General features: G+C 60.9%; 15 protein-coding genes. 10 read left to right on the top strand and 5 right to left on the bottom strand.

Annotation, left to right across the window (positions count from 1 at the left end):
• Positions 1–149: 149 nt before the first annotated feature.
• The gene (locus MTP37_RS01560; protein ID WP_249237907.1) at positions 150–743 is read right to left on the bottom strand and encodes an RICIN domain-containing protein; all 594 of its coding nucleotides are present in this window, start codon (positions 741–743) and stop codon (positions 150–152) included.
• 224 nt (positions 744–967) lie between these two features.
• Between MTP37_RS01560 and MTP37_RS01555 the strand changes: the two genes are divergently transcribed.
• The 6 genes from MTP37_RS01555 to MTP37_RS01530 all read left to right on the top strand — a co-directional run bounded on the left by MTP37_RS01555 (position 968) and on the right by MTP37_RS01530 (position 5,093).
• Positions 968–1,489 carry a nitroreductase family protein gene (locus MTP37_RS01555; RefSeq protein ID WP_249237906.1) on the top strand — a complete coding sequence of 174 codons (522 nt, stop codon included), beginning with the start codon at positions 968–970 and terminating at the stop codon, positions 1,487–1,489.
• Between the two features lie 8 nt (positions 1,490–1,497).
• On the top strand, positions 1,498–1,992 hold the full coding sequence (locus MTP37_RS01550; protein ID WP_249237905.1) for a GNAT family N-acetyltransferase: 495 nt from the start codon (positions 1,498–1,500) through the stop codon (positions 1,990–1,992).
• A 115-nt stretch (positions 1,993–2,107) separates the two neighbouring features.
• Entirely contained in the window at positions 2,108–2,410 is a 303-nt protein-coding gene (locus MTP37_RS01545; protein ID WP_249237904.1) for a YerC/YecD family TrpR-related protein, read from the top strand.
• A gap of 133 nt (positions 2,411–2,543) precedes the next feature.
• Complete coding sequence (locus MTP37_RS01540) at positions 2,544–3,095, top strand: DJ-1 family glyoxalase III (RefSeq protein ID WP_249237903.1); 552 nt, start codon at positions 2,544–2,546, stop codon at positions 3,093–3,095.
• 14 nt (positions 3,096–3,109) lie between these two features.
• On the top strand, positions 3,110–3,994 hold the full coding sequence (locus MTP37_RS01535; RefSeq protein ID WP_249237902.1) for a fumarylacetoacetate hydrolase family protein: 885 nt from the start codon (positions 3,110–3,112) through the stop codon (positions 3,992–3,994).
• A gap of 148 nt (positions 3,995–4,142) precedes the next feature.
• Positions 4,143–5,093 carry an ROK family glucokinase gene (locus MTP37_RS01530; RefSeq protein WP_249237901.1) on the top strand — a complete coding sequence of 317 codons (951 nt, stop codon included), beginning with the start codon at positions 4,143–4,145 and terminating at the stop codon, positions 5,091–5,093.
• 63 nt (positions 5,094–5,156) lie between these two features.
• Here the strand turns inward: MTP37_RS01530 and MTP37_RS01525 are convergent, their stop codons facing one another.
• The 4 genes from MTP37_RS01525 to MTP37_RS01510 all read right to left on the bottom strand — a co-directional run bounded on the left by MTP37_RS01525 (position 5,157) and on the right by MTP37_RS01510 (position 9,725).
• Positions 5,157–6,947, bottom strand: a complete 1,791-nt coding sequence (locus MTP37_RS01525) for an ABC transporter ATP-binding protein (protein ID WP_249237900.1) — start codon at positions 6,945–6,947, stop codon at positions 5,157–5,159.
• Positions 6,948–7,098: 151 nt separating this feature from the next.
• A complete protein-coding gene (locus MTP37_RS01520; protein WP_249237899.1) occupies positions 7,099–7,818 on the bottom strand; it encodes a YggS family pyridoxal phosphate-dependent enzyme in 720 nt (239 codons plus the stop codon).
• A 5-nt stretch (positions 7,819–7,823) separates the two neighbouring features.
• Positions 7,824–8,384: a TIGR01440 family protein gene (locus tag MTP37_RS01515; protein ID WP_249237898.1), complete on the bottom strand. Its 561-nt coding sequence runs from the start codon at positions 8,382–8,384 to the stop codon at positions 7,824–7,826.
• A 27-nt stretch (positions 8,385–8,411) separates the two neighbouring features.
• Positions 8,412–9,725 carry an SMP-30/gluconolactonase/LRE family protein gene (locus tag MTP37_RS01510; protein WP_249237897.1) on the bottom strand — a complete coding sequence of 438 codons (1,314 nt, stop codon included), beginning with the start codon at positions 9,723–9,725 and terminating at the stop codon, positions 8,412–8,414.
• Between the two features lie 402 nt (positions 9,726–10,127).
• Between MTP37_RS01510 and MTP37_RS01505 the strand changes: the two genes are divergently transcribed.
• The 4 genes from MTP37_RS01505 (at position 10,128) to MTP37_RS01490 (ending at position 14,086) form a co-directional block, all read left to right on the top strand.
• Positions 10,128–10,361, top strand: coding sequence for a DUF1653 domain-containing protein (locus tag MTP37_RS01505; RefSeq protein WP_249237896.1), 234 nt, complete (start codon positions 10,128–10,130; stop codon positions 10,359–10,361).
• Between the two features lie 241 nt (positions 10,362–10,602).
• Positions 10,603–11,289 carry a response regulator transcription factor gene (locus tag MTP37_RS01500; RefSeq protein WP_249237895.1) on the top strand — a complete coding sequence of 229 codons (687 nt, stop codon included), beginning with the start codon at positions 10,603–10,605 and terminating at the stop codon, positions 11,287–11,289.
• 18 nt (positions 11,290–11,307) lie between these two features.
• Positions 11,308–12,867, top strand: coding sequence for a sensor histidine kinase (locus MTP37_RS01495; RefSeq protein ID WP_249237894.1), 1,560 nt, complete (start codon positions 11,308–11,310; stop codon positions 12,865–12,867).
• 28 nt (positions 12,868–12,895) lie between these two features.
• Positions 12,896–14,086 (top strand): glycoside hydrolase family 3 protein, encoded by a 1,191-nt coding sequence (locus MTP37_RS01490; protein WP_249237893.1) that lies wholly within the window; start codon positions 12,896–12,898, stop codon positions 14,084–14,086.

The raw sequence follows: 14,086 nt of genomic DNA, 5'->3' as shown, positions 1-14,086 counted from the left end.
TGATCTTGTTTTTGTGGAAAATGCCGTTTTACGCTGCGGCCCCTCCCGTGAAAAAGCACCCCGGCAAAGCCCGCAGGCTTTGCCGGGGTGCAAACCAAAAATAACTTTTTCCTCTGAATATGCCAGAGCAACGCGGCGGCAATTTAAAGTCATTGTCCCTTCCGGCTTGCTCTTCCCTTGCCCGCATTGTTCAGCTTGCGCACAAGGTCGTTCTGATGCTTGCGCTGGCTGGGCGTGGGCTGCGGGTCTTTGGCCTCCTCGGCACGGCGTCCGCTCTGGGCGGCGTCCGGGTCGATGCGTTCCAGCGTCCATTCCTGATTGCCGCCGGCCACAAAGTTCCAGATCTGGGCCTGTGCGCCGTTGGCGGTGTTCATGCCCACAAGGTCGATGTATTTATCCGCCAGCACATTGCGGATGCGGGTGCGCCCGCTGCGGGTGGGCTCCAGCGCCCAGCACTGACTCAGCCCGCTGGTGCGGCCCCACTGGTGCAGCCATGTGCCCTCCACCACACCGCCAAGGGCCAGATCCATCATCTTGCCGGTAAAGCGGTTGCAGATGCGCCAGCGGCCCTCGCCCGCATCCACGAACTGCCACTGCTGCCACGGATGGCCTGCATAGCTCCACAGCTGGATGGCCGCGCCATTCTCGGTGTTGAAGTTCTTTACTTCCAGCACCTTTCCATTGGGGGCTTTGATGATATAAAATTCATTTTCCAGAATGACTGCCTGCGATGCCTTTGCCATAGAGCACGACTCCTTTCCAGTTTGGTAGCCCTATTATAACGTATTTGTCCTTTGGCAGCAAGGATGCTTTTCCATAATCTTTTTACGTTTTATTGTGCATTTTGACATGATTCCCGCAACGATAACGTTTACGCGCAACAAAACCGTCTCTGCAGGGAATTTCTTTACACTCCGGCCCGTCTTGTGATACAATAAAGGCACACGCTTTTAGGGAGGGATTTGGAATGACCAACGAAACCTTGGAAACCATTAAGAGCCGCCGCAGCTGCCGTGCCTATAAGCCGGAGCAGATCACCGACGAAGAGCTGAATGCCGTGCTGGAAGCCGGCACCTACGCCGCCAGTGCCATGGGCCGCCAGAGCGCAAAGATCGTGGTGGTGCAGGACGCTGCCACCCGCGCCCAGCTCACCCGCATGAACGCCGCTGTCATGGGCAAGGACACCGACCCCATGTACGGCGCTCCCACCATTCTGGTGGTGCTGGCCGATGCCGGTTCCAAGAATGCCGTGCAGGACGGCAGCCTTGTCATGGGCAATCTGATGCTGGCCGCAGCCTCGCTGGGGCTGGGCAGCTGCTGGATCAACCGCGCAAAGGAAGAGTTTGAATCCGACGAGGGCAAGGCCCTGCTCCGGCAGTGGGGCATCGAGGGTGATTGGGTCGGCGTCGGCCACTGCATTCTGGGCTATCCTGCTGCAGATTCCAAGCCCGCCGCCCCCCGCAAGCCGGATTATATCGTAAAAGTATAAGGAGAACTATGAAGCCTGATTACAAGCTGGTCGCCAAGGCCAAATACATCCACGCCACCGCCGACCTTGCCAGCGAGCTCTGGCACGAGGTGTACAAGCGCTACTATCCCGCAAAGCAGCTGGACACTCTTGTGGAGGAGCTGCAGAGCGCAGACGCCATCGAAGCGGACATCGACAACGATGTGAACTATTTTCTGGTCGTTCTGGGCGGCAAGACCATCGGCTACTTTGCGTGGAAGATGGAGAACACCGCCCTGCATCTGATGCACCTGTACCTCAAGCCCGAATACCGCGGCAAGGCACTGGGCCGGGACATTGTGCTCTCCTGCGAGCGGCTGGCCCGCGGCGAGGGCAAGGGCCGTGTGTGGTGCACCGTGCACGCCAAGGCCCTGCCGGTGCAGCAGTTCTTCAAGGCACTGCGCTACCGCAATTTAAAGCCTGCCGAGCAGGATACCGGCACCGTTCCCCGGGACGAAGTGGTGTTTGAGCATACTCTGGGCTGATTTTGCTGTCGGAAAACCGCAAAATGCTATTGAATTTTTTCTTCGTTTGTTCTACACTAATGTAGTGTAATAAAGTGCCTGCCTGTGGGCGGCATCTGCAAAGAAGGAGAACGACATGGCAAAAGATCATCCTACCGGTCAGTCCGGTCTGTATCAGGCATTTTTGCAGCTCAAGACCCCGGAACAGTGCTACCGCTTTTTACAGGATGTGTGCAGCTATTCCGAGCTGAGCGCAATGGAGCAGCGCTACAACATTGCCGAAATGCTGGTGGACAAACGCATCTACACCGAGATCATGGATAAGACCGGTGCGTCCAGTGCCATCATCAGCCGGGTCAGCCGGGTGCTCAGTGCCGACGACAGCGTGCTGCGCAGCCTGCTGGAAGCGGAAAAATCTGCCGGCAAAACCAAAAAATGAGAAGCTGTGCCGCGTGCCGCCCGGAGCGGCATGCGGTTTTTTTGTCATCCGACCGGGAAGCAGCCGGTTCCCGCCGCGCGGGGATCCTGCGCTGCCTTTCTCCGGAGAAAACCTTCACAGGAGGGATATTTTTATGAGTAAAGCTGTTGTATTTTTTGCCGAGGGCACCGAAGAGTGTGAAGCCCTGCTGGTGGTCGATCTGCTGCGCCGCGCCAAGGTGGAGGTGACCATTGCCAGCGCCACCGGCAACCGCGCCATCACCAGCAGCCACAAGGTGCACATCACCGCCGACGCACTGGCAGAGGACATCGATTACTCGGATGTGGACATGGTGGTGCTGCCCGGCGGCATCCCCGGCACCCCAAACCTTGCCGCCAACAAGACTGTCACCGACACCTGTGTTTCCTTTGCACAGACGGGCAAAAAGGTCGCCGCCATCTGCGCCGCCCCCAGCGTGCTGGCACAGCTGGGCCTGCTGGAAGGCAGAAAGGCCACGGCTCACGCCGGTTTTCAGGATCAGCTGGCCGGTGCCGAGGTGCTGGATGCTGAGGTCGTCGTGGACGGCAATATCACCACCAGCTACGGTCTGGGCGGTGCCATTCCCTTTGCGCTGGAGCTGGTGCGCCAGCTGGCCGGACAGGCTGAGGCCGACCGCATCCGGAACGCCATCGCCTACCGCCACTGAGGGAGGGAGTCCACATGCGTTTTGTTACCTGCCGCCTGCCGGACGGCGTGGAAGATCCGGCCATTCTTTCTGCCGACGGCACACAGGTCTGGCCCCTGAGCTGGCTGGGCCTTTCCTATGAAACCTTGTCCGACGCCATCCCCTTTCTGACCCCGCAGGTGCGGGCCGGGCTGCAGCTTGCCATTGCAGGCATCCCGGCTCTGCCCGTCGATGCCGTACAGCTGCAAAGCCCCATCCCCTGCCCTGCACAGGACGTGGTGTGCCTTGGCATCAACTACATGGCCCACTCGGACGAGGCAGAAAAATACTCTGCCGATGCCTTTGCCACAAAGCATCAGGACGCCATTTATTTTTCCAAGCGGGTCAGCCGCGCCGTGCCGGACGGCGGCTTCATTGAAGCCCACACCGACCTTGTGCAGAAGCTGGACTACGAATGCGAACTGGCTGTGGTTCTGGGCAGAGATGCCCGAGACGTACTCGCCGGGCAGACGAAGGACTATGTGTTCGGCTACACCATCCTGAACGACGTTTCCGCCCGCGATGTGCAGACCGCCCACAAGCAGTGGTATTTCGGCAAGAGTCTGGACGGCTTTACGCCCATGGGCCCCTGCATCGTTACCGCAGACGAATTCGACACCTATCCGCCCAAAATGGGCATCCGCAGCTTTGTCAACGGCGAAAAGCGGCAGGACTCCAACACCGGCCTGCAGATTTTTGACATCGACCATGTCATTCACGAGCTGACCCAGGGCATGACCCTGAAGGCCGGAACCATCATTGCCACCGGTACCCCGGCAGGCGTGGGCATGGGCATGGACCCGCCGCAGTTTCTGAAGCCCGGCGACACGGTGCGCTGCGAGATCGACGGCATTGGCAGCCTGACCAACACCGTGCGGTGAGTACTGGCATTTGTGCCAAATATCCACTGCGTTTTCCGTCTGTTTGCATGAAAATCCGCAGCGGCACTGCTCTTTTCGGAGCGGGTGTGCTATACTGGCTGTATGAATGAAAAATGCGGCCCCGGGCCGCAGAAGGGGTAAATGAACTATGAAGGAATACGCATTCGGCATCGATCTGGGCGGCACCACCGCTAAGATCGGCCTGTTCAAGACCACCGGCGAGCTGCTGGAAAAGTGGGAAGTTCCCACCGACACCTCCAACGCCGGTGAACACATTCTGGAAAATCTGGCTGCCGCCGTGCAGGGCAAGATGCAGGAAAAAGGCCTTGCCGCCGCTCAGGTGGAAGGCGTGGGCGTGGGCGTGCCCGGCCCTGTGCTGGACAGCCGCATCGTGCCCATCATCTGCGCAAACCTCGGCGGCTGGGGCAAGCATAATGTAGCCGAAGAGCTGAGCACCATGCTGGGCGGCATCCGGGTCCTGGTGGGCAATGACGCCAACGTGGCTGCTCTGGGCGAGATCTGGATGGGTGCAGCCAAGGGCTGCCGCAGCGCGGTCATGGTCACACTGGGCACCGGCGTGGGCGGCGGCGTCATCGTCAACGGCAAGGTCATTGATGGCACCCACGGTGCCGGCGGCGAGATCGGCCACATCACGGTGGACCGCCACGAAACCGCTGCCTGCGGCTGCGGCAAGCACGGATGTCTGGAGCAGTATTCCAGTGCTACCGGCGTTGTGCGCTGCATGAAGAAGCTGCTGGACGAGAACCCGGACACCCCCTGCACCCTGCGCGGCACCGAGTTTGCCGCCAAGGACGTGTTTGATGCCGCCCGCAGCGGCGATGTCCTTGCCGCCCGCGAGGTGGACGAGATGACCGATACCCTCGGCATGGCGCTGGCAACCATTGCCGCCACCGTGGACCCGGAGATGTTCATGGTGGGCGGCGGCGTGTCCCGCGCAGGCGATGTGCTGTTTGCCCCGCTGCGGGAGCACTTCAAGGTCTATGCCTTCAAGTCCTGCCGTGAGACCCCCATCGTGCCCGCCATCCTTGGCAACGATGCCGGTATCTATGGTTCTGTGCGCCTGATCGTGGGCGAATGATCCTTCTGTACGCAAAAAGCTCTGCCGTGCTTGCGGCAGAGCTTTTTTGTATGCATGTGTTTTTTACAGCGTTTCATCCCCCGGCAGCTGGTTCCACAGGCGGTAGTAGACGCCCTGCTTTGCCAGCAGCTGGTCATGGGTGCCGGACTCCACGATGCCCTCTTCGCCCAGCACAAGGATGCGGTCGTAGTCCTTGATGGTGGTCAGGCGGTGGGCGATGGTGAGGGTGGTGCGGCCATGGGCCAGCTTTTCAAGGCTCTGGCCCACCAGGATCTCGCTTTCGTTGTCCAGTGCGCTGGTGGCCTCGTCCAGAATGAGGATGGGCGGGTTCTTCAGGAACACCCGCGCAATGGCGATGCGCTGCTTCTGCCCGCCGGAGAGCTTGACGCCGCGCTCACCCACATAGGTGTCGAAGCCGTCCTTCAGGGCCAGAATGAACTTTTCCGCACCCGCCAGACGCGCCGCTTCCATGATCTCTTCGCGGGTAGCACCGGGCTTGCCGTAGGCGATGTTCTGGGCCACCGTGCCGCTGAACAGGTACACATCCTGCTGCACGATGCCGATATCCTGCCGCAGGCTCTTCAGGGTGACATGGCGGATATCCTGCCCGTCGATCAGGATGCGGCCGCTGGTCACCTCGTAGAAGCGGGGGATGAGGTTGCACAGGGTGGTCTTGCCGCCGCCCGAGGGGCCGACCAGCGCCAGCCGTTCGCCCGCCCGGATATCCAGACTGACGTTGTGCAGGACCTTGTTGTGGTCGTCCGGGTACTCAAAGCTGACATTTTCAAACCGGATGTCACCGGGGCCGGGCTGCAGCGGTACCGCGTCCGGGGCGTCGCCGATGGTCACCGGGGTGTCCATGATCTCGGCAAAGCGCTCGATGCCGGTCATGCCGCGCTGGAACTGCTCGGCAAACTCCACGATGCGGCGGATGGTGGCAATGAGGGTGGTGACGTACAGCATATAGGCCACCATGTCACCGGCGGTGATCCTGCCGTATACCAGCGAGAGGCCGCCTGCCAGAATGACCACCAGATACATCAGGCCGTCGAACAGGCGGGTGGAGGTGTTGAAGGCACCCATGGCGTAGTAGCCGAGGGTCTTGATCTCCTCGAACTCCCGGTTGCCCTTGGCGAACTTTTCCCGTTCCTCATTCTCGGCGGCAAAGGCCTTCACGACGCCCTGCCCCAGCAGGCTGTCCTCAATGGTGGAGTTCAGCTCGCCGATCTGCACGCGCTGCTGGCGGAACCGTGCCCGCAGACGTCCGTTCAGGTATACCGATACCACCCCCATCAGCGGCACGCAGGCGAACACCGCCAGCGTCAGCGGCACACTGGCCCGGCACAGGATGACAAAGGACACCACGATCTTGATGGCCGCAATGAAAAATTCCTCCGGGCAGTGGTGGGCAAACTCGGTCACATCGAACAGGTCGTTGGTGATGCGGCCCATGATGGTGCCCACCTTGGTGTTGTTGTAGTAGGTGTGGTCCAGCTTCAGCAGGTGGTCAAAGGCATCGCGGCGCATGTCGGTCTCGATGTGGACGCCCATGATATGACCGATGCTGGACATGTAGTAGCTGGCTGCACCGTCGATGATGCGCAGCACAAAATAGAGCGTTGCCAGCCGCAGCACGATGCCTGCCGTCAGGGTGATGCCCACGCCCATGGCGGCGTTGGTGATGGTGCTCATGATCTTGGGCAGCACGATATCACACAGGGTGGTCAGTGCTGCACAGAACAGATCCAGAAACAGGGTCTTTTTGTACTTTGCCAGATAGGGCAGAAACCGCTGGATCAGCGCACCGCTGCCTGCGTGGTGCGCCCCGGGGTCGTTGATCTTGGTTTTTGACATGGTTCCTCCTGTTGTAAAACCCTCTCAGGCTCACTTCGTTCGCCAGCTCCCCCGAGAGGGGGAGCCTTTGCATCTTTCGGGAAGCTGTACAAAACCTCCCCCTTTCGGGGGAGCTGGCATTGCGCAGCAATGACGGAGAGGGTTCGTTCTCTTACTTTTTACTGTAATCCCGTTCACCGTAGATGGCGGTGCCGATGCGCACGAGGGTGGCACCCTCCCGGATGGCGTTTTCAAAGTCGCCGCTCATGCCCATGGAGAGGGTCTCCATGGACACGTTGGAATAGCCGCGTTCGCCTGCCTGTACGAACAGCTTGTACACCTCGGCCAGATAGCGGCGGTTGCGGGCATCATCGTCGTTCACGGGAGGAATGGCCATCAGCCCCTTGACCCGGATGTGCTCCTGTGCGGCAGCGGCATCCAGCAGCGGCCAGAGCGCTTCCGGTGCCACGCCGGTCTTGCTCTCCTCCCCGCCGATGTTCACCTCCAGCAGCACGTCCTGCACGATGCCGGCCCTGGCTGCTTCCTTCTCGATGGCATTCAGCAGATGCTCACTGTCCACGCTCTGGATGAGGCTGGCGCGGCCCAGCACCTTTTTGATCTTGTTGGTCTGCAGATGGCCGATAAAGTGGCTGGGCTTACCGCAGTAGGCACCGGCGTCAAAGTTTGCGCACAGCTCCTGCACATGGTTCTCGCCAAACACATCGATGGGCAGCGCGGCACTTGCGGCCACCATCTGTGCAGTGCGGGTCTTGCAGGCAGCGCACAGCTGCACCGCTGCCGGGTCGCGGCCTGCTTCACGGGCGGCAGCAGCCATCTTTTCCCGGATCTCCGCCACGGCCTCCTTCATCTGTTCCAGATTCTTTTCTGCCATGATGCTCAGTCCTCCTCGGTATACTTGGCGCGCTCGCCGCCAATGAGCTTCGGGCGGGTGCGGGCGCACAGGATGTTGGCTTCGCCGATCTTTGAAAGGCTCAGCCGCACCGGCACTGCCACCCTTCTGAGGTGCATCCCGATGAGGGTGCCGCCGATATCAATGCCTGCGTGGGCGCGGATCTCTTCCACGGCCACCGGCTCCCGGAACTTCTTCCAGCAGGTGGTGGCCCAGCTGCCGCCTGCATGGGGGCGGGGCACCACGCACACCTCTTCCCAGCCGTATTTTTCGGCGGCTTCCCGCTCAATTATGATGGCGCGGTTCAGATGCTCACAGCACTGCGCGGCCAGCCAGATGCCGTTTTCGGCCAGCACCGGTGCCACGCCTGCATACACGGCCTGTGCCGCCTCGAGGCTGGAATCCTTGCCGATGTGCCCGCCCACGATCTCGCTGGAGGAACAGCCCACTACGAACACGTCCCCTTTTTTCAGCTTAGCCTGCGCCAGCAGCTCTGTCACGGCCTGCCGCGCCTCGGTTTCGATCTGTTTTTTGAATTCCTCTGTCATAAAAAACACCTCGTTTTTTATCAAAAATCAAAGATTTGCACTGCGCACCTTTTCGCTGCCTGCAAGGCCGAGATACAGCCTGCTTTCCACCGGGCACAGGGCCGTCACGCTGCCTGCGCCCCGGCCGGAGACCACCCGCTGCCAGCTGCCGTCTGCGGTGTCCACCACCTCGGTGCAGGGGGCGTCCGCAGGCAGGCTGAACAGCTTCTCCTGCAGATTCCGGCCTGCACGCAGGGCGATGCCCCGCAGCAGGGTGCTGCCTGCATTTTTTTCCAGCCAGCTGCTGCGGGCCCAGCGGTAGCCGATGTACAGGGTCCCGTCCGGGTCCATCGCCAGCGCACCGGGATACCCCGGCAGGCCGGAGACCAAGCTGCTGCAGTTCTTTCCGCCTGCGGTCAGATCCTGCGCGTCAGCGCTCACCCTCCACACACAGCGGTTTGCAAGGTCGGAGACATACAGGGTGCTGCCGTCCGGACTCAGCGCCAGACCGGCAGCACCGGCCACGCCGCCCAGCACCTTCTGCACCGAGCGTGCCGCCGGGTCGTACACATACACACAGCCGGTGCCGGTGTGGGCCAGCAGTTCGGTGCGCAGAGCGCTCTCCAGCCCGTCGGCAGCACCGGCAGCGGCAGCAACCGCAAAATAGATCCTGCCGTCCGGCGCGGCTTCCACCGCCGAGACTGCCCCCAGCGGTGCACCGTCGATCTGGGTCACCACCTGCTCCACCGCCGTGCCCCAGCTGTCGTGGGCGGCACGGCACAGACTGCCGCCGCCGGGCGTGAGGATGCTCAGCCACAGGTCCCCGCTGCCGTCAAAGGCAAAGCCGGTCAGCTCTCCGTCCACCGTCAGCACCGCCGCCGTGTGACCGCCATCGGTGCGCACAAGGTCGCTGCTGCACTTTTTCAGCGCGGCACCATCGCAGGCCGCAGCATATACAAGGCCGTCCCGGGCGCGGATGCAGTCCACGTTCTGATACCCGCCCAGATCCAGCGTGCCCTTATCGTCGGTTGCAAGGGCCGTCTGTGCTGCACCGGTATCCTGCCGCACAGCAGGGGCATCGTACGCCTGCGGCGGTGTATCGATGGGCCGGAACACCAGTGTATATACCAGCGCCAGCAGAATGCACACGCCAAACACCGTGCTGGCCGTGCGGAAGCGCTTGAGCAGGGCGTCCCGCTCGGCAGCCGCCTGCGCGGCATATTCTGCCCGGCGGCGGGCGGCTCTGGCATTGACGCGGTTTGCCCGCCGCAGCCAGCGGTCCACGAACAATGCCACCTGCGGCCCGATGGTGAGCGACGCAATGGCAAGGATGAGCAGAAATTCAACAAGTCCGATCCTCATAGGGCTATTTCCTTTGTTTGTCAGCAGTCTTGGCAGGTTTGCCTGCCCTTATCGTTTCAGTATAGCATTTGCGGCGCGGCAGTGCAAGCATCCGCCGCAGACCTTCAAGGAAATCAATTTTCCTCTAAAGGCTTCCCCCGGTCGGGGGAAGCTGTCACCGCAGGTGACTGATGAGGGCGCAGGACAACAGCATTTTGCTCTAAATACCCCTCATCCGGCGCTACGCGCCACCTTCCCCCCAAGGGGTGAAGGCTTTTGCTCTGGGTCAAGCATCAAAAGTTGATTTCCGCCGCAGACCTTTTTCCGCATCTTTCCTGCAAAAGGCTTTTTAGCTGCACGAAAGTATGCTATAATCCGTTTGGTGATAACATCGTGCACAAACGACCGGAATCGAGGATGAAAATGGAACCATTCAAATACAACGTTCTGCCGGGCCGCTACCGGCATTTCAAGGGCAACGAATACGAGGTGCTGGGCATGGCCCGGCACAGCGAGACCGAAGAGGAAATGGTGGTGTACCGCGCTTTGTACGGTGAGCGCGGCCTCTGGGTGCGCCCGGCCGCCATGTGGTGTGAGACCGTGGAGCGGGACGGCAGGGTGCAGCCGCGCTTTGTGCGCATTGAAGCGGCTGAGTGACTTTCCTGACCATTCCGCGGAGCGATGCCCTTCCGGTCCTTCCGGGAGGGCATTTGTTTTCCCCTGCGGCAGACTCCGGCTGTGCAGGGCCGGTTTTCTGTGGTATACTGACAGCAGGGCTGCAGGCTGCCCTGCCGATGCTTTTTGAAAAGCGTTCACGCAAACTTCACAGCTTTTTTTTATTCTTGCTGTATGATATGATAGAGATGAAGTCTATTTTCGAGGAAGGGGACTGTGTACTATGGCTAAGATCCTGATCGTTGACGATGAGCCGCGTATCCGCGAGCTGATCCGTGAACATTTACAATATTCCGGTTACATCTGTGAAGAGGCCGCTGACGGCACTGCTGCGCTGACGCAGCTTTCCGGCGGGGCCTTTGATCTGGTCATTCTGGATCTGATGATGCCGTTCATGGACGGCATGACCTGCCTGCGGGAGATGCGTGCCCGTCACATCAACACGCCGGTCATCATCCTGACCGCCCGCGGCGAGGAATACGACAAGCTGGCGGGCCTTGAGGGCGGTGCAGACGACTATGTGGTCAAGCCGTTCTCGCCCCGGGAGCTGGTGGCCCGCGTGAAAGCGGTGCTGAACCGCACCATGCCCAAGCCCGCTGCAGCCTCCGACACCATGACCTTCGGCGAACTGACCATCGACACCGCCAGCCACACCGTGCGCGTTTCCGGCGAGGAGGTCGCCCTGACCCCCAAGGAGTTCGACCTGCTGGTGTTCCTTGCTTCCAACAAGGGCATCGCCCTCAGCCGTGAAAAGATCCTGCAGAAGGTGTGGAACTACGACTACTTCGGCGAGGACCGCACGGTGGATACCCATGTCAAAATGCTGCGGGGCCATCTGGGCAAGTGCCGCAGCTACATTGCTACCGTGTGGGGCATCGGCTACAAATTCGACCCCGACGCAACGCGCTGATAAAGGAGTGTAGGGTTCATGCGGCACCATCACTCTCCCGGTATCCGCGGCCAGCTGATGTGGTTTTTGTGTTGTATCTGTCTGTTCCTGCTGGCACTGGTGTGGTTTCTGTCCACCCAGCTGCTGGAACCGCTGTACACCAAGCACATTGAAAAGCAGCTGACCACGCAGGCCGAAAACATCACGGCAGATCTGGATAAAGCCCTTGCGGAGGACGAAACGCTTTCCTCCTGGTCCTTTGGCCGGCTTTCTGTAAACACGTCTTTTTTTGACCGGCTGGCCACCCAGCTGTACGCCAGCGGTTCTCTGAACAGCTTTTGTGTGGATATCTCGGATTCCACCATGCGCACCATTTACAAGATCGAGAACCAGTCCTACTGCAACCTGCATGAAACGCTGCTTTCCGACTCTGCCAACAACGACATGATCGTTTCCACCGCCGTGGCCATGCGCAAAAAATGCCGCACCACCGGCGGCTTTGTGCAGACCCTGAACCCGCCGCGGCTGTCCGGCTCCGCCCAGCTGCTGGTGGGGCGCAACACAGCCGGCGGCGAATACACCGTGCTTGTCACTACCAGTCTTGTGCATGTGGCCGAGGCAGGCAAGATCCTGAGCACCGTGCTGCCCATGGCAGCAGCCGTGATCTTCGCCTTTGCCATGACGGCAGGGTGGCTGTTCAGCGAGTGGTTCACAAAACCGCTGCGTCAGCTTTCCAGCGCTGCCCGCCAGATGGCAATGGGCAACTACGCCGTGCAGGTGGACACCCGCCGCAGCGATGAGCTGGGCGATCTGGCGCAGGACTTCAACCACATGGCAAACGAGGTGCAGCGCTCTTCACAGATGCAGCGCGACCTGCTGGCCAACGTTTCCCACGACCTGCGCACCCCGCTGACCCTCATCAAGGGCTATGCCGAGACGGTGCGCGACATTACCGGCGATGACAAGGCCCACCGCGATGAACAGATGAACATTATCGTGGACGAGACCGACCGTCTGACCGCGCTGGTCTCCAGCGTGATGGAGCTGAGCAAAGTGACCAGCGGCGCGGCAAAATGTGAGCGCGTGCACTTTGACATGGCTCAGCTGTGTGACGAGGTGAGCGAGCGCTACGACGCCATCTGCGCCCAGAACGGCTGGCAGCTGAAGCTGGAACTGCCGGACGAGGAGCTGCCGGTCTACGCCGACCCGGATATGATGCAGCGTGCACTGCACAACCTTTTGGGCAACGCCATGCACCACATCGGCAAAGACGGCATCTTCATCCTGCGGGCCCAGCGCTGCACCGAGGGCGTGCGGATCGAGGTGGAGGATCACGGCCCCGGCATTGCCGCCGACGACCTGCCCTATATCTTCGACCGGTACTACCGCTCCCGCTCCGACGCCGGAAAGCAGGGCACCGGCCTTGGCCTTTCCATCACAAAGGCGATCTTCCAGCAGCACGGCTTCCGCTTTGGCGTGCAGAGCGCCATTGGCATGGGCACCACATTCTGGTTCGTCATGAACGATCTGCCCGCCAACGAAAAGAAAACGGTGGAAGACAGAGGCGGTGAAAATCCCGGGGAAAAGATGATAGAATAAGATATCGTCAAAAGCAGGAGGAGCCTTCATGAAGCAATTTTGGAAAAGAGCGGCGGTCGCCATCGTCAGTCTGGCACTGCTGGCCGGGATGCCCCCCGCGGCAGGAGCCGCTTCGGATGAAGTGGAAGTTGCACTCGCCTCCATGACTCTGCGGGAAAAGGTAGGCCAGCTGTTTGCCGTGCGGCCGGAAGCGCTGGATTTTGAGCAGCGCTCCGGCGGCATGAAGCTGACCTGCTCCATGCGGGAGCATCTGCGCTCCTACCCGGTGGGCGGTATCGTGCTGTTTGCCACCAATATTTCCAGCCAGTCCCAGATGACCGCACTGATCCGGGATTTTCAGCGTTCCGCCGGGAACAGCCTTCTGGTCGCGGTGGATGAAGAGGGCGGCCCGGTGGCACGTCTGGCAAACAGCTCTGCCTTCGACCTGCCGAAATTCCCGAGTGCTTCCGCCATCGGCACCACCGGCGATCCCGAGCAGGCCAGGACCATGGGACGCACCATCGGCGGCTACCTGAAGCCTTACGGCTTCAATCTGGACCTTGCCCCCGTCGCCGATGTCAACTCCAACCCCCTGAACCCGGTCATCGGCCGCCGCGCCTTTTCCTCCGACCCGGACGTCACCGCCGGGATGGTCCGTGCTGCGGTGCAGGGCTTCCATGAAGCCGGGATGCTCTGCACGCTGAAACATTTCCCCGGACACGGAGACACCCTTGAGGACAGCCATGCCGGGACTGCCACCAGCACAAAGACATGGGAAGAGATGAAAGCGGTGGAACTGCTGCCCTTTGAGGCCGGCATTGCGGCCGGAGCCGATGTGGTCATGGCCGCACACATCACAACCCCCAACGCCACCGAGGACGGCCTGCCGGCCTCGCTTTCCTACACGATGCTGACCGAACGTCTGCGCGGCGAGCTTGGCTTTACCGGCGTGATCTGCACGGACGGGCTGGGCATGAAAGCCATCACCGACCATTATTCTCCGGCAGAGGCTGCCATTGCCGCTCTGGATGCCGGTGCCGATCTCCTTCTGCTCCCTGCCGACCTGCAGGAAGCCTTTGACGGTGTCGTTGCCGCCGTGGAGTCCGGCCGGATCTCCGAGGAACGGCTTGACGAGAGCGTCCGTCGCATCCTGACCCTGAAGGAAAAGGCCGATCTTTCGCTCCGGGCCAGTACACCGGCCGACACATTGCTGGACCGGCTCTCCCAGCTCTGGAACTGA

The organism is Faecalibacterium sp. HTF-F (genome assembly GCF_023347535.1).
Taxonomy (GTDB): Bacteria; Bacillota; Clostridia; order Oscillospirales; family Ruminococcaceae; genus Faecalibacterium; species Faecalibacterium wellingii.
This window is presented reverse-complemented; position numbering and strand designations above follow the sequence as displayed.